The organism is uncultured Oscillibacter sp., assembly GCF_950073225.1.
Taxonomy (GTDB): domain Bacteria; phylum Bacillota; class Clostridia; order Oscillospirales; family Oscillospiraceae; genus Oscillibacter.
This window is the reverse complement of record NZ_CATMPS010000006.1, coordinates 60,509-85,470: the sequence shown is the minus strand read 5'-3', so window position 1 is coordinate 85,470 and position 24,962 is coordinate 60,509. Positions and strand designations below refer to the sequence as shown.

The 24,962-nt window shown below is 62.4% G+C and carries 22 protein-coding genes; 4 read left to right on the top strand and 18 right to left on the bottom strand.

From position 1 onward, the window contains the following. Positions 1-116: 116 nt before the first annotated feature. The 7 genes from Q1M04_RS05415 to Q1M04_RS05385 form a co-directional block, all read right to left on the bottom strand. Positions 117-1,205 (bottom strand): CapA family protein, encoded by a 1,089-nt coding sequence (locus tag Q1M04_RS05415; protein ID WP_297997508.1) that lies wholly within the window; start codon positions 1,203-1,205, stop codon positions 117-119. Positions 1,206-1,395: 190 nt separating this feature from the next. Further along, complete coding sequence (locus tag Q1M04_RS05410; RefSeq protein WP_297293740.1) at positions 1,396-1,974, bottom strand: hypothetical protein; 579 nt, start codon at positions 1,972-1,974, stop codon at positions 1,396-1,398. A 14-nt stretch (positions 1,975-1,988) separates the two neighbouring features. After that, positions 1,989-2,618 (bottom strand): hypothetical protein, encoded by a 630-nt coding sequence (locus Q1M04_RS05405; protein ID WP_297293739.1) that lies wholly within the window; start codon positions 2,616-2,618, stop codon positions 1,989-1,991. A gap of 29 nt (positions 2,619-2,647) precedes the next feature. Further along, positions 2,648-3,055 carry a hypothetical protein gene (locus Q1M04_RS05400; protein WP_297293738.1) on the bottom strand — a complete coding sequence of 136 codons (408 nt, stop codon included), beginning with the start codon at positions 3,053-3,055 and terminating at the stop codon, positions 2,648-2,650. A gap of 24 nt (positions 3,056-3,079) precedes the next feature. Next, positions 3,080-3,526, bottom strand: a complete 447-nt coding sequence (locus Q1M04_RS05395; RefSeq protein WP_297293737.1) for a helix-turn-helix domain-containing protein — start codon at positions 3,524-3,526, stop codon at positions 3,080-3,082. 156 nt (positions 3,527-3,682) lie between these two features. Beyond that, on the bottom strand, positions 3,683-4,834 hold the full coding sequence (locus tag Q1M04_RS05390; RefSeq protein ID WP_297997505.1) for a mannitol-1-phosphate 5-dehydrogenase: 1,152 nt from the start codon (positions 4,832-4,834) through the stop codon (positions 3,683-3,685). Positions 4,835-4,942: 108 nt separating this feature from the next. Continuing rightward, positions 4,943-6,280 carry a glucose-6-phosphate isomerase gene (locus Q1M04_RS05385; RefSeq protein WP_297997503.1) on the bottom strand — a complete coding sequence of 446 codons (1,338 nt, stop codon included), beginning with the start codon at positions 6,278-6,280 and terminating at the stop codon, positions 4,943-4,945. Positions 6,281-6,737: 457 nt separating this feature from the next. Between Q1M04_RS05385 and glmS the strand changes: the two genes are divergently transcribed. Then, positions 6,738-8,576, top strand: coding sequence for a glutamine--fructose-6-phosphate transaminase (isomerizing) (glmS, locus tag Q1M04_RS05380; protein ID WP_297997501.1), 1,839 nt, complete (start codon positions 6,738-6,740; stop codon positions 8,574-8,576). Positions 8,577-8,726: 150 nt separating this feature from the next. Here the strand turns inward: glmS and Q1M04_RS05375 are convergent, their stop codons facing one another. The 8 genes from Q1M04_RS05375 to Q1M04_RS05340 all read right to left on the bottom strand — a co-directional run bounded on the left by Q1M04_RS05375 (position 8,727) and on the right by Q1M04_RS05340 (position 18,505). After that, positions 8,727-9,989, bottom strand: a complete 1,263-nt coding sequence (locus tag Q1M04_RS05375; protein WP_297997499.1) for a zinc-binding dehydrogenase — start codon at positions 9,987-9,989, stop codon at positions 8,727-8,729. 4 nt (positions 9,990-9,993) lie between these two features. Next, positions 9,994-11,874 carry a PTS mannitol transporter subunit IICBA gene (locus Q1M04_RS05370; RefSeq protein WP_297997497.1) on the bottom strand — a complete coding sequence of 627 codons (1,881 nt, stop codon included), beginning with the start codon at positions 11,872-11,874 and terminating at the stop codon, positions 9,994-9,996. Between the two features lie 77 nt (positions 11,875-11,951). Continuing rightward, positions 11,952-12,863: a 1-phosphofructokinase gene (gene pfkB / locus Q1M04_RS05365; RefSeq protein ID WP_297293732.1), complete on the bottom strand. Its 912-nt coding sequence runs from the start codon at positions 12,861-12,863 to the stop codon at positions 11,952-11,954. 2 nt (positions 12,864-12,865) lie between these two features. Beyond that, positions 12,866-13,609 carry a DeoR/GlpR family DNA-binding transcription regulator gene (locus Q1M04_RS05360; protein WP_297997495.1) on the bottom strand — a complete coding sequence of 248 codons (744 nt, stop codon included), beginning with the start codon at positions 13,607-13,609 and terminating at the stop codon, positions 12,866-12,868. A gap of 149 nt (positions 13,610-13,758) precedes the next feature. Further along, positions 13,759-14,895 carry a pyridoxal phosphate-dependent aminotransferase gene (locus tag Q1M04_RS05355; RefSeq protein WP_297997493.1) on the bottom strand — a complete coding sequence of 379 codons (1,137 nt, stop codon included), beginning with the start codon at positions 14,893-14,895 and terminating at the stop codon, positions 13,759-13,761. A 280-nt stretch (positions 14,896-15,175) separates the two neighbouring features. Then, positions 15,176-16,339, bottom strand: coding sequence for an iron-containing alcohol dehydrogenase (locus tag Q1M04_RS05350; RefSeq protein ID WP_295757051.1), 1,164 nt, complete (start codon positions 16,337-16,339; stop codon positions 15,176-15,178). A 26-nt stretch (positions 16,340-16,365) separates the two neighbouring features. Further along, positions 16,366-17,664 carry an amidohydrolase gene (locus tag Q1M04_RS05345; RefSeq protein WP_297997490.1) on the bottom strand — a complete coding sequence of 433 codons (1,299 nt, stop codon included), beginning with the start codon at positions 17,662-17,664 and terminating at the stop codon, positions 16,366-16,368. Positions 17,665-17,683: 19 nt separating this feature from the next. Continuing rightward, entirely contained in the window at positions 17,684-18,505 is an 822-nt protein-coding gene (locus tag Q1M04_RS05340) for a purine-nucleoside phosphorylase (RefSeq protein ID WP_297997488.1), read from the bottom strand. 219 nt (positions 18,506-18,724) lie between these two features. Between Q1M04_RS05340 and Q1M04_RS05335 the strand changes: the two genes are divergently transcribed. From Q1M04_RS05335 to Q1M04_RS05325, 3 genes are all read left to right on the top strand, one after another. Further along, positions 18,725-18,964 (top strand): hypothetical protein, encoded by a 240-nt coding sequence (locus Q1M04_RS05335; protein ID WP_297997486.1) that lies wholly within the window; start codon positions 18,725-18,727, stop codon positions 18,962-18,964. Positions 18,965-19,136: 172 nt separating this feature from the next. After that, positions 19,137-19,964 (top strand): AraC family transcriptional regulator, encoded by an 828-nt coding sequence (locus tag Q1M04_RS05330; RefSeq protein WP_297997484.1) that lies wholly within the window; start codon positions 19,137-19,139, stop codon positions 19,962-19,964. Continuing rightward, positions 19,954-20,853 carry a DMT family transporter gene (locus Q1M04_RS05325; RefSeq protein ID WP_295757063.1) on the top strand — a complete coding sequence of 300 codons (900 nt, stop codon included), beginning with the start codon at positions 19,954-19,956 and terminating at the stop codon, positions 20,851-20,853. The genes Q1M04_RS05330 and Q1M04_RS05325 overlap by 11 nt, the downstream gene beginning before the upstream one ends. Positions 20,854-20,919: 66 nt before the next feature. Here the strand turns inward: Q1M04_RS05325 and Q1M04_RS05320 are convergent, their stop codons facing one another. From Q1M04_RS05320 to Q1M04_RS05310, 3 genes are all read right to left on the bottom strand, one after another. Next, complete coding sequence (locus Q1M04_RS05320; RefSeq protein WP_293279708.1) at positions 20,920-22,182, bottom strand: cation:proton antiporter; 1,263 nt, start codon at positions 22,180-22,182, stop codon at positions 20,920-20,922. 223 nt (positions 22,183-22,405) lie between these two features. Next, positions 22,406-23,887, bottom strand: coding sequence for a 4-alpha-glucanotransferase (gene malQ / locus Q1M04_RS05315; RefSeq protein ID WP_297301381.1), 1,482 nt, complete (start codon positions 23,885-23,887; stop codon positions 22,406-22,408). A 36-nt stretch (positions 23,888-23,923) separates the two neighbouring features. Then, positions 23,924-24,937, bottom strand: a complete 1,014-nt coding sequence (locus Q1M04_RS05310; protein WP_297997481.1) for a LacI family DNA-binding transcriptional regulator — start codon at positions 24,935-24,937, stop codon at positions 23,924-23,926. Positions 24,938-24,962: the final 25 nt, after the last annotated feature.

Genomic DNA, 24,962 nt, shown 5'->3' with positions numbered 1-24,962 from the left:
AGGACATTTCTCCCTTAAAATGAAAAAAGCGGCGTCCCGTTAAGACGCCGCAAGGAATCCTATGAAGCTTGAAAAGACCCCGGAAAGGATTTTTCGAGCCGCCTCATCGGGCACCCTCAGAGGGGGAGCTTTGCCTTCCCGTCCATAAAGTCCAGCACCCGCCGGGCCTGGGCCTCGTCCTCAATGGGGGCGGGGCAGTAGTTGTTGACCCTGCCGCCGGTGTGGACATAGCAGGGGATCAGCTCCGAGGCTGCTCTCACCAGCTCCCCGTTCTCCACTCGGAGGATGAGCTGGTAGATGATGGTCCGGTTCTCCGGCCCCCGGCTGCCGCCGAAGCAGAAGTTTCCCAGGGAGTAGACGATTTCCTTGCCCTTGTAGACCTCTCGGGGCTGGAGCACATGGGGATGATTTCCCAGCACCAGATCCGCGCCGTTGTCAATGAGACGGCGGGAAGCCCGCACCCGCCACGCTTCCGGGGTGTGCACCCCCTCGGCGCCGCCGTGGTAGAAGACCACCTGGAAGTCGGAGTCATTCTCCGCCGCCTTGAGGCGCCGGATGATGGTCCCGGCCTGGCCCTCGGTCCAGAGGCCGTGGCAGATAACGGCGACGCGGTATCCGTTTTTCTCCAGATAGAAGGTCCGGTCGTTGCCGCCGTACTCCAGCCCGGCGGCAGAGACGGCCTTCACCGTGTCCTTGTAGCCCGCCGTACCGTAGTCCCCCGTATGGTTGTTGGCCAGGGACACCGCCTCCACGCCGGAGGAGGTGAGAATGTCCGTGGTTGCCGCGGGGGCCCGGAACCAGTAGGCGGGGTCCGTGGCTTTTTCCTTGGGGGTCAGGTTTCGATCCGTCAGCACGTTTTCCAGGTTCACCACGGTAAAATCATCCGCCTCGAAGATGGGCCGGACATGCTGGAGAAAGTACTCCGGCTCCTGCTTGGCGGCGTAGTCCAGGAAGTTTCCCGCCGCCCGTTTGCCGTGGAGGGAGGCCAGCAGCATGTCGCCGGTGAAGCTGACGGCCATGCTGAACGCGTCCTCCGTCTCCCCGAGCCGGGGCGTGGAGGGCATGGGCCCGTCAAATTCCGGCAGGTCCGGCTCCCACAGCAGGGGATCGTTGGGGTCCGTGGGGTCCCACTCCGCGGCGGAGGCGGAAACGGCGCATGCCAGCAGCTGCAAAGCCGCCAGAAGGGCGGCCAGACGGCGTTTCATAAGCTTCCCTCTCTCCCGGAACATTTCCGATTTATGATCCCATTCTAACAGGCTTTGCCCCAAAAGGGAAGGGGAAAGGGGAAGATTTCCCGGGAAATCACAACGCCGGGCTTTGCTGTTTTATGAATAGAGGCGGAGCGTCTTCGCTTTTGATAGGGACGGTCAAGATATTCTTAAAATCATAGTCCTTCTACTTCTCTTTTGCGGCTCTCCCTATCTGATCAAAAATTTTAAGAAGATCACGATAAGAATCTCCCAAAGAACTGCCCATAATCCTCTCATCGCTATCTTCATCTTCCTGCGCCGACACAAACCTCTCACAGCACTTGGCACAAGATTGAAGCAGCTTTGTAAAGTCTGCTTTCCGCCCATCTGAAGGCCATGGTTCAAGGCCCATGTCATCCTTATCTCCCATAGTCATACGAACACCGTCAGGGACTGTGTATGGAACCGCGCCGCCATATCCTACACTGAAATCTTTGGAGGATATTACTCCGGAATCCCGTAACTCTCGGAGTAAGTTCCCATACTCGCTTCGGGTCATATTTGACACATCATACCTTGAGGCGAGGGCTGATGCCATTTCAGGAGACAGATTTTTTCTATTCAATTCTTCATTCGGATATTCTGCTCTGCTCCCATTGGGAATGAAACTATCTTCATTTGCGGGTAAAAGCACATTTGTCTCCATCCGATGCGCAGATGCCCTTTTATTCCCGGAAATCGTCGGGCTTCCCTGTGCCCGAACACCTTGAATTTTATCTATCATCTGAACTTCTCCCATCATTTCACGACATGTTCTTGAGGCCAATACGATAAAGAAACAGACAGACGTCCGGTTTTTTCTCTCGTTCTTCCACTTGATCCATCTGCATAAGTCACTACCCAATTAAATCTCGACATAGTCGTGCTGGCCGTTTGTGGAGCAAACCAAGAATATGTAGCGACCATGTTCTTTGAGTACTGAATGTCTACTTTCTTTGGCGTACCATCATCAATAAAATACTCAAAATACTTTAGTTTATCTGCGGGTATAACTGAATTTTCATTGCTAACTGTATATTTTCCTGTAAGACTGACATTCCATCCAACCATCTCGTAACCATAATCGAAAATATACTGCTCAAATCCACTTATGATATAAGAACTCCAGTCTGCCATTTGGAAAAAACTTTTTGTAAGAGTTGTTGTCGTAGAAAACTTGCTCAAAGCAAACTTGGTCGAGGAATCCGCCGCCTTAACAACTGGAGTAATAACAACCTTTTGCATTGTAAACCCAGTCTCGGGATCATTCAACGATGCCAAACGACCAATGCTATCCGCAACTTCAGGTTCCGCTCCAAATGCCGGCGTAGCCATTGCAGAAAACATCATCATAACCACTAACAGCCCTGTAAGCAAACGTTTTTTCATAATTTTTACCCCTTTCTTTTTTCGGAAATTCAATAGGTTACAAATCCTGACACTGATATATCCGAACTGGAATTATTCCTGATAGCCAGCGTGTAGCTGCCTCTTTGACCAATTGTGATGGTCTTGTTGAAGTTGCCATGTGCCGCTCTAAAAGAATAAAATAGTCCGTCGGGCGCAATTAGACCGAAGTCCACGCTGGCAGACTGCGGGGAATAAACGGCGTTAATTGTTACAGATTCCCCGGTTTCTAATGGGAAGTCGGAGCTTGTGACAGCAAGCGTATTTCCCGGTATCTCAACACTAAACCGCCCCGAAGCACGTTCCGCATTGGAATACACGACACACACTTCCGCGCTGGCCGCTTTCGCCTGGGCCCCAAAACAGCTGACCGCGATCACACAGCTGAACATCACGCATAAAAACCTTCTAAGTCGCATAATCTCACCTCCTTCTCTTTTAAGCTACCACTCCAAATCGAATTCTATTTTCGGAACACCAGTTACCTCCTCTCCTGCCATTTCATCTATCCGAATAGGTTCCTCTCTGCTTTTATTTGAATAAAGCACTCCGATAAGGATAAGTATGATAAGTATTAAAAAACCCACAATAATAGCAAACCATCTTACAGCTGCTTTCCCGGTTCCCCCGTGGGATGTTTTCAAATCGTCTCCAGCTTTCTGGGGAAGAGGCTCAATCTCTCCGGCTTTCAGATCGCAGTCATGCAGCAAATAGTCTACCGAAACCCCGTACAGTTCGCTCAGGCCGAGCAGTTTTTCCGTAGAGGGGGTCGCGCTTCCGGATTCCCATTTCGAGACGGCCTGCCGGGATACCTCCACGGCTTCCGCCAGCTCCAATTGGGTTATCCCTTTTTCCTTCCGCAGGTGAATCAGTTTTTCTTCCAGCGTCATCGTTCTTACCTCTTGCCTCCTGATTTTAAGCGATATACCTGCCGATTGTAAACCTATTCCAGCTTACATTGGGGCAACTGCCGGTTGCTCCGGCACGTTTTCCCATAGTTTTCAAAAAGGAGGAGGGGACTCCCTCCTCCTTGTACAGATCTATTTTCAAACGACAGCCAGGGCTCGGTACACGTCCAGAATGCGGCCGAACAGGGGGTTCTCGGGCTTCAGGCCGGAATAGGCCTCCAGGGCGGCGGCGGGGCCCTCGGCCTTCACCTTGGCCTGGAGCTCCACGCTTTGGGGGTCCTCCGGGCAGTCGAACCGCAGGGCGGCGGCGGCGCCGAAGATCAGGTGGTCCACCGGCAGGCCGTAGGCGGCGGTGGTGGTCAGGGGCTTGATGAGCCGGTCCCCGGCCTCCAGCTTCCGGATGGGCTCCCGGCCCACCCGGAGCACCTCGTCCTCCAGGAAGGGGTTCTGATAGCGGGCGAAGATTTTCTCCACATACGCGTGGTGGACGTCCGGGTCAAAGCCGAACTCCTTGATAAGGCCTTCGCCGCTTTCGGAGATGGCGGCGTGGACGATTTCCCCGATGGCGGGGTCCGCGATGCTGTCCTTGATGGTCTCATAGCCCCGCAGATAGCCAAGGTACGCGCAGATGGCGTGGCCGCTGTTGAGGGTGAAGAGCTTCCGCTCCAGATAGGCCATCAGGTTGTCCGCGAAAGTGAGGCCCGGGATGTCCGGCTTCTCGCCCTTCCAGGCGGCGGCTTCCACGTCCCACTCACAGTAGCGCTCTACGGCGGCGTCCAGGATGTTGTCAAAATTGGGCTTGGGGCAGATGCGGTCCACGGCGCAGTCGGCAAAGCCGATATGCTCCTCCAGGAAGGCAGTCTCCTCCTGGCTCAGGTGCTTCACCACCTCGTTTTTCAGGCGGGTGGTGGTCCGCAGGCCGTTCTCGCAGCAGACCACGTTCATGGGCTCCGTGTTCCCGGCCTGGATGCGGGCCTGAATGCCCCCCGCGATGGACTTGGCGATGATGGGCAGGACGTTGGGGCCCACGGCGGTGGTGATGAGGGAGCACTGGGCCACCTTCCGGGCGAACTCCGGGGAGGTGGAGATTACGCCGTCCACATTGCGGATGGCGATTTCGCCGGGCTCCTTGTCCAGAATGTGAACCGTGTAGCCGTGGTCCCGGTTCAGCGCCTCGATGATGGGCTCCACCACGTCGGCAAAGGTGACATGCCAGCCCGCCTGGCTGAGCAGGGCCCCGATGAACCCCCGGCCGATGTTGCCCGCGCCGATTTGAATTGCCTGTTTCATAGTGCTCCTCCTTAAAATGATTGCTTTTAAGCGAGTAATCGTTTTCGTGATTACTTTATTAAGGGCCGCCTCGCCCATGGGACGGGGCGGCCTTGGGCGGGAATGAGGTTATTTGGCCAGCTTGGCCTCCAGCTCGGCCTTCTGGGCCTCGTAGCCGGGCTTGCCCAGCAGGGCGAACATGTTCTTCTTGTAAGCTTCCACGCCGGGCTGGTCGAAGGGGTTGACCTCCAGCAGGTAGCCGGACAATCCGCAGGCGTACTCGAAGAAGTAGATGAGCTGGCCCAGGGAGTCGGCGCTCTTGCCGTCGGTTTCCACGATGACGTTGGGCACGCCGCCCTCGGTGTGGGCAAGCAGGGTGCCCTCCATGGCCTTGTCCCGGATATAGTCCATGGACTCCCCGGCCAGGAAGTTCAGTCCGTCGCCGTTGACCTCGTCCCGGGGCACCAGAAGCTGGTGCTCGGAGGCCCCCAGGCGGACCACGGTTTCAAACATGATGCGCCGCCCGGCCTGGATATACTGGCCCATGGAGTGAAGGTCCGCGGTGAACTCCACGCTGGCGGGGAAGAGGCCCTTGCCGTCCTTGCCCTCGCTCTCGCCGTAGAGCTGCTTCCACCACTCCAGCATGAAGCGGAAGGCGGGGTCGTAGCAGGCCAGCACCTCGATGCTCCAGCCCTTCTGATACAGCGCGTCCCGGAGGGCGGCGTAGGTCCAGGCGGGGTTTTCATAGGAGGCGGTCTCGCAGAGCTTCATCATCTTGGCCGCGCCGCCCATGAGCTCTTCAATGCTGATTCCGGCCACGGCGATGGGCAGCAGGCCCACGGCGGTGAGGACGGAGTACCGCCCGCCCACGCCGTCGGGCACCACGAAGCTCTCCCAGCCCTCCTCGTTGGCCAGGGATTTCAGAGCCCCCCGGGCCTTGTCGGTGGTGGCGAAGATGCGCCCCTTGGCCCCGGCCTTGCCGTATTTCTTCTCCAGGGCGTCCCGGAAGAAGCGGAAGGCCACGGCGGGCTCGGTGGTGGTGCCGGACTTGGAGATGACGTTGACGGAGAAATCCTCGTCCCCGATGAGGTCAAAGACCTCCTGCATGGCGTCGGCGGAAAGGCCGTTGCCCACGAAATAGATGTTGGGGGTTTTCTTGTTTTTCTTCTGGTTGTAGTTGGGGGAGCAGAGGTATTCCACCACGCCCCGGGTGCCCAGGTAGCTTCCGCCGATGCCGATGACCACCAGGGCCTTGGAGTCGCCCTGAATTTTTTTGGCGGCGGCCTGGATGCGGGCGAACTCCTCCTTGTCGTAGTCCACGGGGAGGCGGACCCAGTCGGTGAACTCATGGCCCAGGCCGTTGTGCTTTTGGAGCTTCTCCTGGGCTTCCGCCAGCCGGGGGGCGGCGGCGTCCCGGTAACCGGCGGGGATAAAGTTTTCGATCTGGAAGGATTTGACGTTCAGCATGATGCAGCTTCCTTTCCGTAAGGTCTCATATTTTTTGTGGCTTCCGCTGAAAGCGGACCTGAAAACAGTATAGCATTTTGTTAAGTCGGCAGCAAGACGGGGCGGGGAAAAAGTTGGGAAAATTTTGAGCAGGATGGCGGCCCGCCCGGGCAAGTTGACATTTGCGCTCCTCTTCCGTATAATGCAGTAAGGCCGAAAGGCCGGGTCAAAATCGCAGAGGTGAAAGGAGGCCATGGGAAAAGTCCCATCAAAGCGCCATGCGCCGGCTTCGGCCGGATAACGAGGTGAGGGGAGTATCGAATTGTTCGGCGGATGCCCCTCCGTGCCCTGGGCGGGCGCGTGACACGGCTTACAAATATGCGGGCGACCGCAAAACAGAAGGGCCGTGGCCGTCCTGAGGAGACAAGTGACTGCGCATTTGTCCTCTTAATTTTTCAAATTAGGAGGAACGATTTCCATGTGTGGAATTGTTGGTTTTGTAGGCCAAAAACAGGCTGCCCCCGTGCTGCTGGAGGGCTTGAGGCAGATGGAGTACCGGGGCTATGACTCGGCGGGCGTGGCCGTCCGCTCCGAAACCAAGGGCTTGCAGGTCCGCAAATCCAAGGGCCGCTTACAGGTCCTGGCGGACTTGACCCATAACGGGGCGGACCTGGAGGGGGCCCTGGGTATCGGGCACACCCGCTGGGCCACCCACGGGGAGCCCAACGACGTCAACGCCCACCCCCACGTCAGCGGGGACGGAAAAATCGCCCTGGTACATAACGGCATCATCGAGAATTACCTGGAGCTAAAGGAACAGCTCACCCGGCAGGGGGTGGCCTTCACCTCCGAGACGGACACGGAAGTCGCGGCCCACCTCCTGGAGTTTCACTACCAGGAGTGCGGGAACATGCTGGAAGCCGTGGGCCGGTGCCTGCGGCGCATCGAGGGGTCCTATGCCTTCGGCATCATCTGCTCGGACTACCCCAACGCCCTGATTGCCGCCCGGAAGGACAGCCCGCTGATCATCGGCTTTGGGGAGGGGGAGAACTTCATCGCCTCCGACGCCACCGCCATCATCCGCCACACCCGGGACGTGGCCTATATGAACGACGGGGAGATCGCCGTGCTGACGGCGGAGAGTGTGGATGTGTTCGACGATGAGCTGAACCCCCTGGAGAAGGAGCACAGCCGCATCGACTGGGACGCGGCCTCCGCCGAGAAGGGTGGCTTCCCCCACTTCATGTTCAAGGAGATTCTGGAACAGCCGGAGGCCCTGCAAAAAACCATTTTCCCCCGTATCCGGGAGGGCCGGGTGGTGCTGGACGACATCCGCCTGACGGAAGACTACGTCAAAAGCATCTCCCACATCTACATGATTGCCTGCGGCTCCGCCTATCATGCGGGAGTGGTGGGGAAATACACCTGGGAGCGTCTGCTCCGCCGCCCGGTGGAGGTGGCGCTGGCCTCGGAATTCCGCTACAGCGGGCCGCTGGTGGATGAGCACACCCTGGTCATTGCCATCAGCCAGTCCGGGGAGACCCTGGACACCATGGCCGCCCTGCGGGAGGCCAAGCGCCTGGGAGGCCGGACCCTGGCCATCTGCAATGTGGTGGGCAGCTCCATCGCCCGGGAGGCGGACGACGTGCTCTACACCTGGGCGGGACCGGAGATTGCCGTGGCCACCAGCAAGGGCTATTCCACCCAATTGGCGGCGCTGAACCTGGTGGGGTTGTATCTGGCGGACCTGCTGGGGACGGTGGAGAAAAGCGAATACGACGCGATATTGATGGAGCTCCAGGCCCTGCCGGAGAAGATGCGGAGGTACCTGGAGAATTTCGAGGACACGAAGTATTTCGCCTCCCGTTTCTTCAACCACGACAGCATTTTCTTCATTGGACGAAACCTGGATTACGCCATGGGCTTAGAGGGCTCCTTGAAGCTGAAGGAAATCAGCTACATCCACTCGGAGGCCTACGCCTCCGGAGAGCTGAAGCACGGGACCATCTCCCTCATCGAGCCGGGGACGCTGGTGGTGGCCCTGGGGACCTATGCCGCCCTCTTTGACAAGGCCATGAGCAACGTGGTGGAGGTGAAGGCCCGGGGGGCCACGGTGCTGGCCGTCACCACGGAAGGGTTCCGGGAGCGGATGGAGAAGACCGCCGACGCGGTTGTCGCCGTGCCGGAGACCCATCCGCTGCTCCAGCCGTCCCTCTCCATCGTGCCCCTGCAGCTGTTCGCCTATTACGTAGCCCTGCAGCGGGGCTGTGACATTGATAAGCCCAGGAATCTGGCGAAGTCTGTCACCGTGGAATAGGGAGCAGACGGCCTGCCGAAAAACGCGGAAAACGAATTTGGCGGGAAGGGCGTGCGCGGGAACCCCGGGAAGGGGCTTTCTGCACCATTCAGCTCTGTACGTTTTGGCAGACTGACAGCCGGACCTCACAGCCGTGAGGTCCGGCTGCTTTTAGATCACATGAAAATGCCGGAGCAGGATTTTCTCCGCCTCGGAGTTCCAGAGGCCGTCGTGGGCGCCGCAGCAGTCCGCCAGGCGGGCGTACAGCGGGTCCGTCCGGCCCTTTTCCCGGAAGTCCGCAATGGCGGTGAGGGGCATATTGAACTGGGTGTAGGTCAGCTTCTTCCCGCCGGGGATGTGGGGGAGGTTCCGCGTAGTCTCTGCGATGGAGTCCAGGCCGCCCACATGGGTGACCATGACGGCGGGGCGGATTTTCCCCTGAGCGGCCAGGCGGAAGGCCTCCTTCAGATCCTCCGTGGTGCCCCCGGTGGTGCCGATGACATGGGTGGAGGCGTAGTGGCAGTTATACAGGTTGATGCTGGCGGAAAAGGACTTGTCCGTGGGGCCGGAAAAGAAGTTCATGCACCCGTCCCGGCCCAGCAGCCGGTCCCCCATCTCCGCCAGGGAGCGGATGGCGGTGTAGACGAAGATGTCGTCGTAGCCCTGCCCGCCGGTGAGCTCCATAAGCTCCGCAAACTCGTCGGAGCACTCGCCGGGGTTGATGTAAACCAGCCGGATGCCCTGGGCGGCGGCCAGGGACTCGGGGATTAGCTGCCGGGCCCGGGCGATGCGTTCGTCCGAGAGGTCCGTCACCACAATCATAGAGGGCTTTTTCTCCAGAGCCAAAGGGTACTCGATGGCCTCCAGGCCCATGGGGCCGCAGCCGCCCAGGATGAGGACGCAGCCCCCCTCCTTGATGCCCATGATGTGCTCATGGCTGCGGCGGCTGGTGTGGTAATTCCCATGGTATCCGCCCAGGATGCAGCTCATGGGCTCCCCCAGGCTGGCCTCAAAATAACTCTCGCCGTCGTAGTGCAGGAGGCAGCCCAGCTCCACCGCTTCCGGCGGGACGATGCAGTAGGTGCACGCCCCGCCGAAGGTGGGATAGGAATAGCCGGGAGAGGCCGGGCTCCCCTTGTAGTTCAGGGCGGGCTGCTGGGCGAACTTCTCGCCGGGAGAAAATTCGCCCAGCCACTTTTTCCCCACCTTCACAATGTCTCCGGCGAACTCATGGCCGATGATGACGGGGCGTGTGTCCACGTCCTGGGGACAGCGCTTGTGGGCCTTGCCCTGAACCAGCAGCTTGTAGGTGGACATGCAGATGCTGTCGCTCATGACCCGGACCAGGATTTCGTCGTCGCGGATCTCCGGCAGGTCGAATTCCTCCAGGCGGATGTCGTAAGCGCCGTAGAGACGCACGCCCTTAGACCGCATGGAATTACTCCAGGCCGTTGAGCAGCTTGTAGAGCTGATCCACCGTGGCGTCATCCACCAGCTTGTCGGTGTCCTCCTCGGTCTCGGCCACCTCGACGATTTTGCCCAGGATGCCCAGGTGATCCTCGCCGGTGGAGGCGATGCCCACCACCAGGCGGACCAGCTCGTCGCCCCACTGGATGCCCTCGGGATAGGTCATGACAATGAGGCCCGTTTTCTTGATGGCCTTCCGGGATTCCTCGGTGCCGTGGGGGATGGCCACATGGCTGCCGATGGCCACGGAGAAGCTGGCCTCCCGGTCCAGCATGCCCTGGATATAGGACTCTTCCACATAGCCGCTTTCCACCATCCGCTTGCCCACGGCCTTGATGGCCTCCTCGGGGCTGACGGGCTTGCAGTTCAGGACAATGTTTTTCTTCTCCAGCAGGATGGGGTGCTCCGCGGCGGCGGGGGCCTCTTCCACGGCGGCGGGGGCGGGGGCGGAACCGCCCTTCCGGGCGTCCAGCAGCTCCTGCACCAGGGTGTTGTACTCCGGCGCGCCCATGAAGTTCTTGATGGGAATGATCCGGGCCTGGGGAGCCCGCTGGGCGGCCCGGCCGGAGAGCTCGTGGTGGGTGACGACGATCTGGCAGTCGCCGGGAATCTCGCCCACGGGGAAGTGGATGACCTCGATGTCCGTGATGCCCGCGTCCTTGAGCTTGTTGCGGACCATGGTGGCCCCCATGGCGGAGGAGCCCATGCCCGCGTCGCAGGCGAAGACGATCTTCCGGACGTCCTTAGCGGAGACGGAGGCTCCGGCAGAGGCGGCGGGGATGGCCTGGCCCTTGGAAGCGGCCTTGGAGGCGGCGACCTGGGCCTGGGCCTCTTCCAGGCTGGCGTCCTTGCCGAAGAATTTCAGCAAAAACACGGAGATGAAGAAGCTGACCACGGCGGCAATGCCGATGCCCGCGATGTTGGCGAGGTATCCGCCCCTGGGGGTCATGAGCATTTCCGCGATGATGCTGCCGGGGGAGGCCGCGGCCGCCAGGCCGCCGCCCAGGGCGGAGAGGGTGAAGATGCCCACGATGTTGCCGATCATGGGGCCCAGGATGACGATGGGGTTCATGAGGACATAGGGGAAGTAAATCTCATGGATGCCGCCCACGAACTGAATGACGGCGGCGGCTCCGGCGGAGGAGCGGGTTTCGCCCTTGCCCGCCACGCAGTAGGCCAGCAGGAGGCCAAGGCCCGGCCCGGGGTTGGACTCAATCATGAAGAGGATGGACTTGCCCATTTCCATGGCCTGTTCCGTGCCGATGGGGGTAAAGACGCCGTGGTTGATGGCATTGTTCAGGAAGAGCACCTTGGCGGGCTCCACCAGGACGGCGGTGAGGGGCAGCAGGCTCCGGTCCACCAGGAACTGCACGCCCGCGCCCAGCCAGTCGGTGAGGGTCACGCAGACGGGGGCAATGACGTAGATGGACAAAATCGCCAGGATTGCGCCGATGATGCCCACGGAGAAGTTGTTGACCACCATTTCAAAGCCGGCGGGGATATGGCCCTCCATGGCCTTGTCAAACTTCTTGATGCACCAGCCGCCCAAGGGGCCGCAGATCATAGCCCCGATGAACATGGTGCTCTCCGTGGCGGCGATGGCGCCCAGGGTGGCCAGGGCGCCGGTAACCGCGCCTTTTTGTCCGCCCACGGCCTTGCCGCCGGTGTAGCCGATCAGGATGGGGAGCAGAAAGCGGAGCATGGGTCCCACCATGCCGTTGATGGTGTCGTTGGGGAACCAGCCGTCCGGGATGAAGAAGGCGGCGATCAGACCCCAGGCGATGAAGGCTCCAATGTTGGGCATGACCATGCCGCTGAGGAACCGTCCAAATTTTTGGACTCTTTCTTTCATAGATGAACGTCCTTTCTCATGATGATATTCAGGGACAGGAAGCGGTGCGCTGCCTCCCGGCTAAGGGAAAGCGGGGGTCAGAACAGGGGCAGGAGCGTTCGGATCTCCTCGCCGGAGGCCAGGCCGCTGGAAAAGGCGGTGGCGGACCCGGCGGCGGCCCCCATGCGGTGGGCGGCGGCGTAATCCCGGGTTTCCAGCCACCCGGCCAAAAATCCGGCCACCATGGAGTCTCCCGCGCCCACGGAGCGGCGGGCCGTTCCCGGGGGCACCCCCAGGCGGCGGGCCGCGCCGGTCTCGTCCAGCAGGACGGACCCGTCCCCGGCCATGGAAACCAGGATGTTCCGGGCCCCCTGCTTCTGGAGGCTCCCGGCACAGGCGAGAACCTCCTCTTCCGTGAGGGAGCCCTTTCCGAAGAGCTCCGCCAGCTCGGCGCTGTTGGGCTTGATGAGGAAGGGACGGCGGGAGAGGACGCCTTTCAGCAAATCCCTGGCGGCGTCCACCACCGTCAGCACGCCCCGGCCCTCCACCCGGTCCAGAATGGTCTGGTACACGTTTGAGGGAAGCCCCGCGGGCAGGGACCCGGCCAGGACCAGCACGTCGCCCGCGCCCAGGCGGTCCAGCTTTTGGAGCAGGGCCTCCAGCGCGGCCGGGGGAATGGCGGGGCCCTGGCTGTTGATTTCCGTCTCCCCGCCGCCTCCGCCGGAGCAGATCTTGACGTTGACCCGGGTCAGGCCCTCCTCCAGCCGGATAAAGTCCGTGGGGATGCCCCGGGCCTTCAGGCCGTCCTCCAGGGCCTTGCCGGTGAACCCGGCCACGAAGCCAAGGGCCGTGGTCCCGACCCCCAGGCCGTGGAGGACCGTGGAGACGTTGACGCCCTTACCGCCGAAGTGCATGTGCTCCCAGCTGGTGCGGTTCAGTTCCCCGGCCCGGAAGCCGTCCACCAGGACCTCATAGTCCAGGGCGGGGTTCAGCGTTACCGTATAGACCACGCTCACACCTCCCTGACGTCCGTGTAGTCCCGGTACTGCCGGTCCGGCAGGCGGTCCGTGATGATGCAGGCGGCTTCAATGGGGAAGATCACCGCCGCCGTCACCTGGCCGAACTTGCTGGAGTCCGCCAGCACATAGACCTCCTGGGCCCGGCCCGCCGCCAGGGATTTCACGGCGGCCTCCTCCGGGTCCGGGGTGGTGAAGCCCTGGGCGATGGTGACGCCGTTGGCCCCCAGGAAGGCCTTGGTGAAGTTGTACCGCCGCAGGGCGGCCAGGGTCTCCGCCCCGATGAGGGCCATGGTGCCCGCTTTGAGCATCCCCCCCAGCACATAGGTCCGCAGGTTCCGCTCCATCAGGCGGCAGGCGCATTCGATGCTGTTGGTCAGAAACAGGGCTTTTGAGGCCCGCAGGTGCTCGGCCATCCGGAGGACCGTAGTGCCCGCGTCCAGGAAGACCACGTCGTCATCCCCGATGAGCCCGGCGGCGTACCGGGCGGCCCGGTCCTTCTCCTGGGTGAAGAGCCCCCGTTTCGTCTCCATGTCCAGCTCCTCGCCGTGGAACTCTCCGCCCAGCAGCATGGCGCCGCCGTGGACCTTGCTCAGCTTTCCCTGCTTGGCCAGCGCGTTCAGGTCCCGCCGGATGGTGGCCTCGGAAGCGCCCGTCACCTGACAGAGGTCCGTCACCGTGGCGGCCCGCCGCTGGGCCAGCTCCCTGAGAATCTGTTCCGCGCGTTGTTCAGCCAGCATAGTTCACCCCCTCTTTCTGATTGGAAATGGCTGGTTTCGATTGCCTTGCTTATAATAGCGCCAATTTCAATCAAAGTCAATATTGAACGCTCAAACTCAATCATATAAAATCGGGAGGAAAATTTGTGCACTCCGCCAAAGGGCATACCTCAGAGGGTCTTGAGAAAACGCTCCACCCGATTCAGGCCCTCGTTCAAATCCTCATCGGAATAGCAGTAGCTCAGGCGCATGTAGCCCTCCGTGCCGAAGTACACGCCGGGGATCAGGCCCACCAGGCCTTCCTTCAGCATTTTCTCGCAGAAGGTCAGGGAATCCATGCCGTACTTCTTGATGTTGATGAACATGTAGAAGGCCCCCTCCGGCTTCTGGACCTCCAGGCCCATGTCCGTGAGGCGCTGGTATACGTAGTCCCGGCGCTTGCGGAAAAGCTCCGTCATGGAAGAGGCGTCGCTCTCCAGGGCGGCCGCGCAGGCGGGCTGGACGAACGCGGGGGCGGACACCACGGCGTACTGGTGGAAGATCTGCATCCGGTCCCGGATGGGGGCGTCCGCCAGACACCAGCCCAAGCGCCAGCCGGTCATGGCGTAGGGCTTGGAAAAGCTGTTGATGACGATAATCCGGTCCCGACAATCATCGAACTCGGCAAAGCTGTGGTAGTCCTCCGTGTAGACCAGGCTCCGGTACACATCGTCGCAGAGGACGAAGATGGGCCTGTCCTTCAGGACCTCATGGATCGCGTCCAGCGTCTCCTTGGTGTAGATGCAGCCGGTGGGGTTGTTGGGAGAGGTGAGGACGATGGCTTTCGTCCTGGGCGTAATGGCGGACTCCAGGGCATGGGGGTCGATCTGAAAGCGGTTGTCCTCCGTGGGCAGGGCCACGGGCACGCCCCGGCAGAGCTGGGTGATGGATTCGTAGAGGCTGAAGGCCGGGGTGGGGATGATCACCTCGTCCCCGGGATTCAGCACGGTGGACAGGCCGATGAAGAGGCTCTCCGTGGCTCCGATGGTCAAAATGATCTCGTCGGGGGAGTACTTGAGGCCGTGGGCCCGCTCCTCAAATTTGGAGATGGCCTCCAGCATGTAGGGATAGCCGTTGCCGGGGGGATAGTGGGTGTCGTTCCGGTCCAGGGCGGCCTTGGCGGCCTCCTTCACCACGTCCGGGGTGTTCTGGTCCGGCTCGCCGATGGTCAGGGCGCAGGCGCCGGGGGTGTCCCGCACCAGGAAGGTGAAGCGGCGGATGCCGGACAGCTCCAGGCCCAGCACGGCGCGGTTTAAAGTCAGGTCCATAGGGATCACGCTCCTTCTTAAAGTACGAGACCAGTATAAGCGCGGCGCGGGAGCTTGTCAACGCGATAAAGCGAAAAGGACGCCGCGAAAACGGCGCCCGGTGGGGGTTCAGCGGTCGCTTGGAAGCCAGCGGTCCTGAAAGATCAGGTCGTCCACGTCCCCGGCGGCGGTTTTGAAGATGTTCACGGCAGGTCCTCCTTTTGTTTTTGAGACTATTTGACAGTCTATGCGGGAGGAGGGAAAAAGATTCCTCCCCCGGATCTCCGGGGGAGGAGGGGCCTTACAGGCTCATCTGGTAGATGCGGACGATGTCCTCCGCGCTGAGGGGGACGAAGGTTTTGTCAAATCCGGCGGTCCGGGCCTTCCGGGCCATCTCCGGGAAGTACTCCGGGCCGATGCCCAGCTCCGACAAGGTGGCGGGGAGGCCCAGGGAGGCAAAGAAGTCCCGGGTCTTTTGAATGGCGCGTTCCGCCAGCTCCCGGAGGGGCAGGGCGGGGTCCAGGCCCCAGACGGCGGTTCCGTACCGGGCGAAGCGGGCCTCGGTTTTCTCATTGAGCACGTAGCGCATCCAGTTCGGGGTCAGAATGGCAAGGCCCACGCCGTGGGTCACGTCGTAGAAGGCGGAGAGCTCATGCTCCATCCGGTGGACGCTCCAGGCCACAGGCTTGCCCATGTCCAAAAAGCCGTTGATGGCCCAGGCGGCGTTCCACATCAGGTTGGCCCGGGCCTCATAGTCGTCCGGGGTCTCGATGGCTTTGGGCCCGTACTTGACGCAGGAGCGGAGGATGGCCTCCGCCAGGCTCTCCGCCAGGTAGTTGTCCTCAATGGGGCTGAAATAGTTCTCGAAGGTGTGGGACATAATGTCCGCCGTGCCCGCGGCGGTCTGGGCGGCGGGGAGGGAATAGGTATAGGTGGGGTCCAGAATGGACACGGCGGGGTAGCAGCAGGGCCCGGCGAAGGACTCCTTCTCGTTGGTTTCCGGGTTGGAAATGACGGCGATATTGTCCATCTCGGAGCCGGTGGCCGCCATGGTCAGCACGGTGAAGATGGGCAGGGCCCGCTCCGGCGTCAGCTTCTTGCCGGAGAAGTCCCAGGGGTCCCCGTCGTAGAGGGCCCCGGCGGCCACGCCCTTGGCGCAGTCGATGACGCTGCCGCCTCCCAGGGCCAGCACGCCGTCCAGCCCCTGCTCCCGGCAGAGGCGCACGCCCTCCCGCACCGTGGCGATGCGGGGATTGGGCTCCACGCCGGGGAGCTCGGCCCATTGGACATTGTGGGCCTTCAGCTGCGCGACGGCCGCGTCGAAGACGCCGTTGCGCTTGACGCTGCCCCCGCCGTAGACGACCAGCACCCTGCGGGCCCTGGCGGCAATTTCCGCTCCCAGCTTTTTGATCTGGCCCTCGCCGAAGTGGACCACCGTGGGAATGGAGTAGGTAAAGTTTTTCATCATGCCCTCCTGTCGGTTTTTGTTCGTCAGCCGTGCAGCCGCCTGGCGGCGGCATTAGCCTCATACAGGATTTTGTCCGCGTCCAGGGTCAAAAATTCGCCGTTTTCATAGAGGATTTTCCCGTCCACCATGGTCATTACCACGTCGCTGCCCTGGGCGGAGTAGACCATCAGGGCCATGGGGTCGAAATTGGGGACCATGTGGGGCCTGGTCAGGTCCAGGGCGATGATATCCGCCTTTTTGCCCACGGCCAGCTCGCCGGTGTCCTCCCGGCCCTGGAGCTTCGCCCCATGACGGGTGGCCATGGCCAGGAGCTGGGCGGGCTTTAAAATGGTGGGGTCCCGGTGGTAGCCGTTGTGGAGGACGGCGGCCAGGTGGAGCTCCTCCAGCATGTTCAAATTGTTGTTGCTGGCGGCCCCGTCGGTGCCCAGGGTGACGTTCAGCCCTAGGTCCAGCATCCGCTGGATGGGGGCGAAGCCGCTGCCCAGCTTCATGTTGCTGGTGGGGTTGTGGATGGGGCTCACGCCCTTTTCCAGCATCAGGGCCATGTCCTCCTCCGTCACAAAGACGCAGTGGGCGGCGGCGGTGGGGCAGTCGAAGGTCCCCAGGTCATAGAACCACTTGGCCGGGGTCTTGCCGTATTTCTCCACGCACTCGTCGTGCTCCTTTTTCGTCTCGGAGAGGTGGATGTGCATCCGGCCCCCCAGGGCCTTGCAGTCCGCGCTGTAGGGGCCCACGATGTGCTCGAAGCAGGTGTATTCCGCGTGGACGGAGAAGTCGATGCGGACCCGGCCGTCCCCCGCGCCGTGGAAATCCTGGAAGAGCTGGATGGATTCCCTGGCCCGGAAGTTCCCGGCGTAGGACTCGTTCTTGTCAAAGCACTGAACGGGGCGGCTGATGTTGGCCTTGATGCCGCAGGCCAGGGCGTTTTCCACGGCGGTCTGAGGCTCAAAATACATGTCGGAACAGCTGGTGGTGCCGGTGGAGATCATCTCCAGCAGGGCCAGCTGGTTGCCAAGCCGGATGTCCTCCGCCGTCAGCTTGTCCTCGATGGGCATGATTTTTCCGAAGAGCCACTCCTGGAGGCTCAGGTCGCTGCCCACGCCCCGGAGCAGCACCATGGGGCTGTGGCCGTGGCAGTTGATAAGGCCCGGCAGCAGCAGCCGGCCGGACAGGTCCTTCTCCTGGTCATAGGCGGCCCGGGGCTTTTCCGTCCCGATGTAGTCGATGGTATCCCCGTCCACGCCCAGATAGGCGTTTTCCAGGCAGCGGAAGCCAGCCCCCCCGGCGGCGAGGATGTCGCAGTGTTTCAGCAGCAGCTTCATAAGGTCGTTTCCTCCTGTTTCAAATGGCGGCTATGATGGTTTTCATGTATTCGCTGAAGGGCCCGGCGATGGCTTCCGCCGTCTCGTCCACCTCTTCGCCGCTCAGGGGCCGGTCCAGCACGCCCGCCGCCATGTTGGTGATGACGGACAGGGCCAGCAGGGGAAGATCGCAGTGGGCGGCGGTGAGGGCCTCGGTGACGGTGGACATGCCCGCGGCGTCCGCCCCCAGGACGCGGGCGGCCCGGATTTCCGCCGGGGTTTCGAACTGGGGGCCGGGGAAGAACATGTAGGTTCCCTCATGAACCCGGAGGGAAGAGCCCCTGGCACAGTCCAGGGCCAGGGCCCGGAGCTTGGGCGTGTACATCCGGGAGACGTCGAAGAACCGGGGGCCGAAGTCCTCCGCGTTGCCCCCCCGGAGGGGGCTGTCCCCGTTGAGCTTGATGTGGTCCCGGATGACCATCACGTCTCCGGGGCGGTAGTCCGTGTTGACGCCCCCGGCGGCGTTGGTGAGGACGAGGGTCCTGACGCCCAGCAGCTTCAGCACCCGGACGGGAATGACCAGCTCCTCAAAGGAGTAGCCCTCATAGGAGTGAAAGCGGCCGGACATGCAGACAACCCGCCTGCCCGCCACGGTGCCGAAGATCAGCTTCCCGGCGTGGGAGGCCACGGTGGAGAGCAGAAAGTGGGGGATGTCGGCGTAGTCCACTTCCACCGGGTCCTGGATGGCCTGGGCGAAGGGTCCCAGGCAGGAGCCCAGAACGACGCCGATTTTGGGGGTAAGGTCCGTTTTCGTCCGCAGGAAATCCGCGGAGGACTGGAAGTATTCGCGGGTGTAAGCCATAGGCTGAACCACCTCCTGACAGTATCAGCCTAATTTTACCACAGGTCTATTTTGGTGTCAATCGGACAGACCCGTTCCTCTTTTCACACGAGGCGTTTGGTGGTATACTGACGCTGTTCAAGGACGCGGGGTGGTCGTTCATGACAAAAATCCGGCGTTTCAAAACGGCGGGCTTGTCCCGCCGCCTTATTTCTGCTACGCTGTAAAATGGTGATGATGATGCCTCGTTTCGCAGTCTGCGACGCTTTTGCGGTGGAGGCCTTCGATTACCTGGTGAAGCCCCCGGATTCCGCCCGGCTCCGCCGGACCCTGGAGGACCTGGAGCGGCGGCGCTCCCCCGAGACGGACGAGGCCAAGGCCCGGGACCTGGAACGTCAGCTGGCCCAGGTGGACAGTGAGCTGAGTCAGAAGGACAACGACGCCTGCCGCCGCCGGCACACGAAGTTTACAAACGGCTGAGCGCATCAAAAACGTGCTGCCTGAAAGCGCACGGATCGGAAACGAGCTGCGAGAGAACCCCCTCGGGGGTTTCTCTCGTTTTTCATCGGAAATTTTTCTCCGCGCTGATATTTTACAAGCCATTCGACGGGAAAGGTGCTATAATGAGCCGGAGGAAAGGGGGGAGGAGCCTGTGAAAAACGAGCCCGGTACGGCGGTCTACGACCAGGAGCTGCGCCTGGAGGCGTACCGCTTCCACCGCTGCTCCTTCCCCAAGCATTTCCACGAGTACTACGTAATCGGCTACATCGCGGATGGGCAGGGGCTTTTGATTTGCAGGGATGTGCGGTATGCCTTGGAAAAGGGAAACCTCATCCTATACAATCCCGGGGACTTCCACTCCTGCTCCGAAAACGGCGCGCCCCCGGACTACTGGGGCCTCCACATTCCCCGGGAGACCATGCTGGATCTGACCGGGGAGCTGACGGGACGGCGGACGCTTCCGGTCTTCTCCCGGAACGTGGTTTCCGACCCGGAGGCCGCCTGGGATTTCCGGGCCCTCCACCGGCAGATCATGGACGGTTCCCGGGAGTTCGGCAAGGAGGAGCGGCTGCTGCTCCTGCTCTCCCGGCTGCTGCGGCTCTGCGGCCAGCCCTTCCAGGCCTCTCCTCCCGCCGGGAGGGAGGCGGTGGAGCGGGCCCGCGCTTTTATGGAGGAGCACTGTGGGGAGCGGATCACCCTGGAGCGGGTGGCCGGGGAGGCGAGGCTGAGCAAGTCGGCCCTTCTCCGGGCCTTCGCCAGGGAGAAAGGGGTCACGCCCTACAACTACCTGGAGAGCCTGCGGATCGGCGAGGCGAAGAAGCTGCTGGAGCAGGGCGTCCCTCCCGCTGAGGCGGCCTTGCGGACCGGCTTTTCCGACCAGAGCCACTTCACCAACTATTTCAGCCGCTTTATCGGCCTGTCCCCCGGGGCCTACCGGGAGATTTTCACAGAGAAGGAGAGAACCACCCATGAGAAATGACCGGGCAAGGGGCCACGCCGCGGCCCTCTTTACCATCTTGATTTGGGGAACCACCTTTATTTCCACCAAGGTGCTGCTGCGGGGGTTCCAGCCGGTGGAGATTTTATTCATCCGCTTTCTCTTAGGGCTCGCGGCCCTGTGCCTGGCCTGTCCCCGGCGGATGAAGGGCGTCACGCGGCGGCAGGAGCTGATCTTCGCCGGGGCGGGCCTTTGCGGCGTGTGCCTGTACTACTTGCTGGAGAACATCGCCCTGACCTACACGCTGGCTTCCAACGTGGGGGTTATCCTCTCCGTTATTCCCTTCTTCACGGCGGTGCTGTCCCACCTGTTTTTGAAGGAGGAGCGGCCCGGCGGCGGCTTCTACCTGGGCTTTGTGGTGGCGATGGCCGGCATCTCCCTCATCAGCTTCAGCGGCTCCCGGCTGGAGCTGAATCCCGTGGGGGATCTGCTGTCCCTGCTGGCGGCCATGGTCTGGGCCTGCTACGTGATTTTGACCCGGAAGATCAGCACCTGGGGGTGGAACACCATTCTCACGACCCGGCGGACCTTCTGCTGGGGCATTTTGTGGATGCTCCCGGCCCTGTTCTTCTTCGACTGCCGCCTGGGCCTGGAGCGCTTTGCCAACCCGGTGTACCTGGGGAACCTGCTTTTCCTGGGCTTTGGCGCGTCGGCTCTGTGCTTCGTCACCTGGAACCTGGCGGTGAAGCTGCTGGGGCCGGTGAAGACCAGCGTGTATACCTACCTGGCCCCGGTTATCACCATCGCGGCCTCGGTGCTGATTCTCCACGAGCCCATCACGCCCCTGGCGGCCCTGGGGGCGGCGCTGACCCTGGCGGGGCTGCTGCTGTCCCAGGGGAAGGATTTGCTGAAAAAAGAGCGGGCGAAGTGAAGACTCGCACCGCGCAAGAAAGCGCCGGACCCCATGAGGGTCCGGCGCTTTTTTGTATAGGAGAGCTCAGGCGTTCTTCGTCCGGGCGGAGGTCCGGCCCTCGGGCTGGATTTCCCCGGCGGCAAGCAAAGCCCGCTTTGTCAGCGCCGGGCCCACCAGCTCATACACCAGCACGGAGAACAGGACCACGCTCCGCACCACCGCGCCGTCGGTCAGGGCCTGGGCGGTGATGGCCATGCCCAGGGCCACGCCGGCCTGGGGCAGCAGGGTGATGCCCAGGTATTTTGTGATGTTCCCGCCGCAGCCGCTGAGGGCGCAGCTGCCGTAGGCTCCCACGTATTTGCCAAGGGAGCGGACGAGGATGTAGATAAAACCGATGAGCAGCACGGAAGGGTTCCGCAGCACGGACAAATCCAGCTCCGCGCCGGAGAGGACGAAGAACAGCACGAACAAGGGGGCGGTCCAGCCGTCCACCCGGGCCATCAGCTCCTCGGAGAAGCCGCAGATGTTGCAAAACAGCGTCCCGGTCATCATGCACACCAGCAACAGCGAGAAGCCGCAGTGGACGCCGCCCACCTCGAACTCCTTCATGGACAGCCCCACCGTCAGCAGGACGAAGCCGATGGAGATGGTCAGGCGCTTGCTCCGGGAGTGGAAGAACTGCTCCACCCAGTAGAGGGCCACCCCCGCCAGGGCCCCCAGCCCCAGGGAGAGGACGATCTCCACCACCGGCTCCACCAGCACCGTCACCACGCTGACGGTCCCGCTTTCCAGCGCCATGGCCACGCCGAAGGAGGCGGAAAACAGCACCAGGCCCACCGCGTCGTCAATGGCCACCACCATCAGAAGGAGGCGGGTCATGGGGCCGTCGGCCTTGTACTGCCGGACCACCATCAGCGTGGCGGCGGGGGCCGTGGCAGCGGCGATGGCGCCCAGGGTGATGGCGGAGGACACGGAGATGACCTCCGGCCGGATCAGGTGCAGGAGAATCAGCGCCAGGTCCAGCAGCACCGTGGCGGTTACGGCCTGGAGGATGCCCACGATGATGGCCTGGCGGCCCATGGCTTTCAGCTGGCTCACCCGGAACTCGTTGCCGATGGTGAAGGCGATGAAGCCCAGGGCCACCTGGGAGAGGATGTTCAGGCGCTCCACCGCCTCCATGGAGGGGAAGCCCAGGCCGCCGGCGCCCAGCGCGCCCAGGCAGAAGGGGCCCAGCAGCAGACCCGCCACCAGATAGGCGGTGACGGCGGGCAGCTTCAGCCGCTTGGCCACCCGGGACAGCAGCAGCCCCCCGATGAGGGCGGCGGACAGGCTGATGAGAATTTCCATATGGCGTTACCTCGGTTCTTAAATTATGTATATGATGATGTAAGATAGCACCGCAGCCGGAAATCGTCAAGAACAGAGGCCACAAAAATTGAAGGAAAAGGCCCGGCTTTTTCGCTGTTTTTTCAAAGGAAACCGTGTGCCGCCCCGCGCATGCTTATGCGGCGCTGAAAGGCGAAAGGGACGGCCGGTTGGCCGTCCCTTGGTTTTGGTGAAATCCCGCCCCTCATTCGGGCAGGCGCTGGTAGATTTCCATTTCCCGGTGGAGCCGGTCCGCCAGCTCCGGGGAGCAGTCCCCCGGCAGGGCCCGCCAGCGCCAGTTTCCGCCCAGGGTGGAGGGGGTGTTGATCCGGCCCTCACTGCCCAGGCCCAGCAGGTCCTGAAGCTGCATCACCGCCAGGTCCGCCGCGGAGGCCCAGGCGGAGCGCATCATGCCCCAGTGGTAGCCCTCCTGTTCATTGAGGCGGAGATAGGCTTTCGCCAGCTCCACGTCCTCCGCCGGGGCGGAGGCCATCCAGCCCAGGATGGTGTCGTTGTCGTGGGTGCCGGTGTAGGCCACGCAGTGGGGGGTGTAGCAGTGGGGGAGGTAGCCTCCGCCGGTGTCCCGGCTGTCGAAGGCGAACTCCAGCACCTTCATGCCGGGGTAACCCGTCTCCTCCAGCAGCTTCCGGACGGAGGGGGTGAGGAAGCCCAGGTCCTCGGCGATGATGTCCCGGGGGCCCAGGGCCGCCTCCACGGCCCGGAAAAAGCCGATGCCGGGGCCGGGCCGCCAATGGCCGTTCCGGGCGGTAGCGTCCCCGGCGGGGATGGCGTAGTACTCGTCAAAGCCCCGGAAGTGGTCGATCCGCAGGGTGTCGTAGAGCTGGAACTGGGCGGCGATGCGGCGAATCCACCAGCGGTAGCCGTCGGCCTTCATGGCCTCCCAGTCGAAAAGGGGGTTTCCCCACAGCTGTCCGTCGGCGGCGAAGCCGTCCGGCGGGCAGCCCGCCACCTCTGTGGGCCGTCCGCCGGCGTCCAGCTGGAACTGCTCGGGATTGGCCCAGACATCGGCGCTGTCGATGGAGACGTAGATGGGCAGGTCCCCGATGATGGAGACGCCTTTTTCGTTGGCATATTCCTTCAGGCTCCACCACTGGCAGAAAAAGAGGAGCTGTACTCGGGTCCAGAAGTCGATTTCTCCGGCCAGCTCCTTCCGGGCCCTCTCCAGGGCGGCGGGGCGGCGAAGGCGCAGCTCCTCCGGCCACTCCAGCCAGGGAGCTCCGTCATACCGGTCCTTCAAGGCCATGAACAGGGCGTAGTCCTCCAGCCAGTCCGCCTTCCAGAGGACGCCCCGCAGCTGGAATAAGTCTCCCCGTTTCAGACGGGAACAGGCCAGGCGCAGGACCGCAAAGCGGTTTCGGTAAAGGGCCTCATAATCCACCCGCTCCGGGTCGCTTCCCCAGTCCAGGGACTGGTATTCCTCCGGCTCCAGAAACCCCCATTCGGCCAAGGTGTCCAGGTCAATGAAATAGGGATTTCCGGCGAAGGAGGAGAAGGACTGGTAGGGGGAGTCCCCGTAGCTGGTGGGACCCACCGGCAGAATCTGCCAGCAGGACTGCCCGCCCCGGACCAGGAAGTCCACAAACTCCCGGGCAGCGGCTCCCAGGGTCCCGATTCCATAAGGAGAGGGCAGGGAGGAAATGGGCATCAGGATACCGGCTTTTCTCAAGTTGGCATCCCCTTTCTTGTTGAAGTCAAGGGGCGGTTACGCCTCCAGCCTGGCGACGCTCTCGCCGGGGATGAGCTGGAAGGGCACCACCTCGTGGACGGGAGCCTGTCCCCGCCGCTCAATGCCCCGCAGCAGCACGTCCACCCCCCGCTCCGCCAGGCGCTGGGTGTCCTGGCGGACGGTGGTGAGCCGGGGGACGGAGTAGCTGGCCATGGGGATGCCGTCGTAGCCCACCACGGAGATGTCCTCCGGCACCCGCCTGCCCCGGTCCCGCAGGGCCCGGACGGCCCCGATGGCCATGACGTCGCTCATGGCGAAAATGGCCGTCAGGTCCGGGCGGCGGTCCAGCAGCCGCTCCGTGGCGGCGTAGGCGTCGGCCATGGAGTAGCGGCAGGGCTCGCATTGGCGCTCCGGGTCGAAGGGCAGGCCCAGGCGCTGAAAGGCCCGGCGGCAGCCCTCCAGGCGGCGGTAGCTGATTTGGGAGCAGGACCAGTTGCCGCCCAGGAGGCAGATGCGGCGGTGGCCCTGGCCCGCCAGGAATTCGATGACCTGGGCGGCGGCCTCGCCGTCGTCGGTGGTCAGGGAGGACAGATTTTCAAAGTGAAGGTCCCTGGCGGTGTTGGTCAGCAGCACGCAGGGGACGGCAATGGGCTGAAACCGGGCCCGGAAGAGCTCCAGGTCCCCGCCCAGGAAGAGGATGCCCAGGGGCTTGCGCTCCCGGCAGAGCTGGAGGGCGTAGCTTACCTCGTCGGCATCCTCGTCCAGATAGTAGACCACGGCGTCCCGCCCGCTGTCCCGGAGGAGGGCCTGGACCCGTTCCACCAGGTCGGCGAAGAGCATGTTCTGGGTGCCTTTCACTAAAATGGTGATGCCGGTCCCGGCCTGCTGTTTTAAGTGCTTGGCGTTGTTGTTGGGCTGGAAGCCCTGGGCCTCCACCACCGCCAGGACCTTCCGCCTTGTCTCGTCGCTGACGTCGGGGTGATCGTTGAGCACCCGGGACACGGTGGCTACGCCGCACCCGGACAGCCGGGCGATGTCTTTGATAGTCATTCCGCGTCCCTCCTTGCGTACTTTT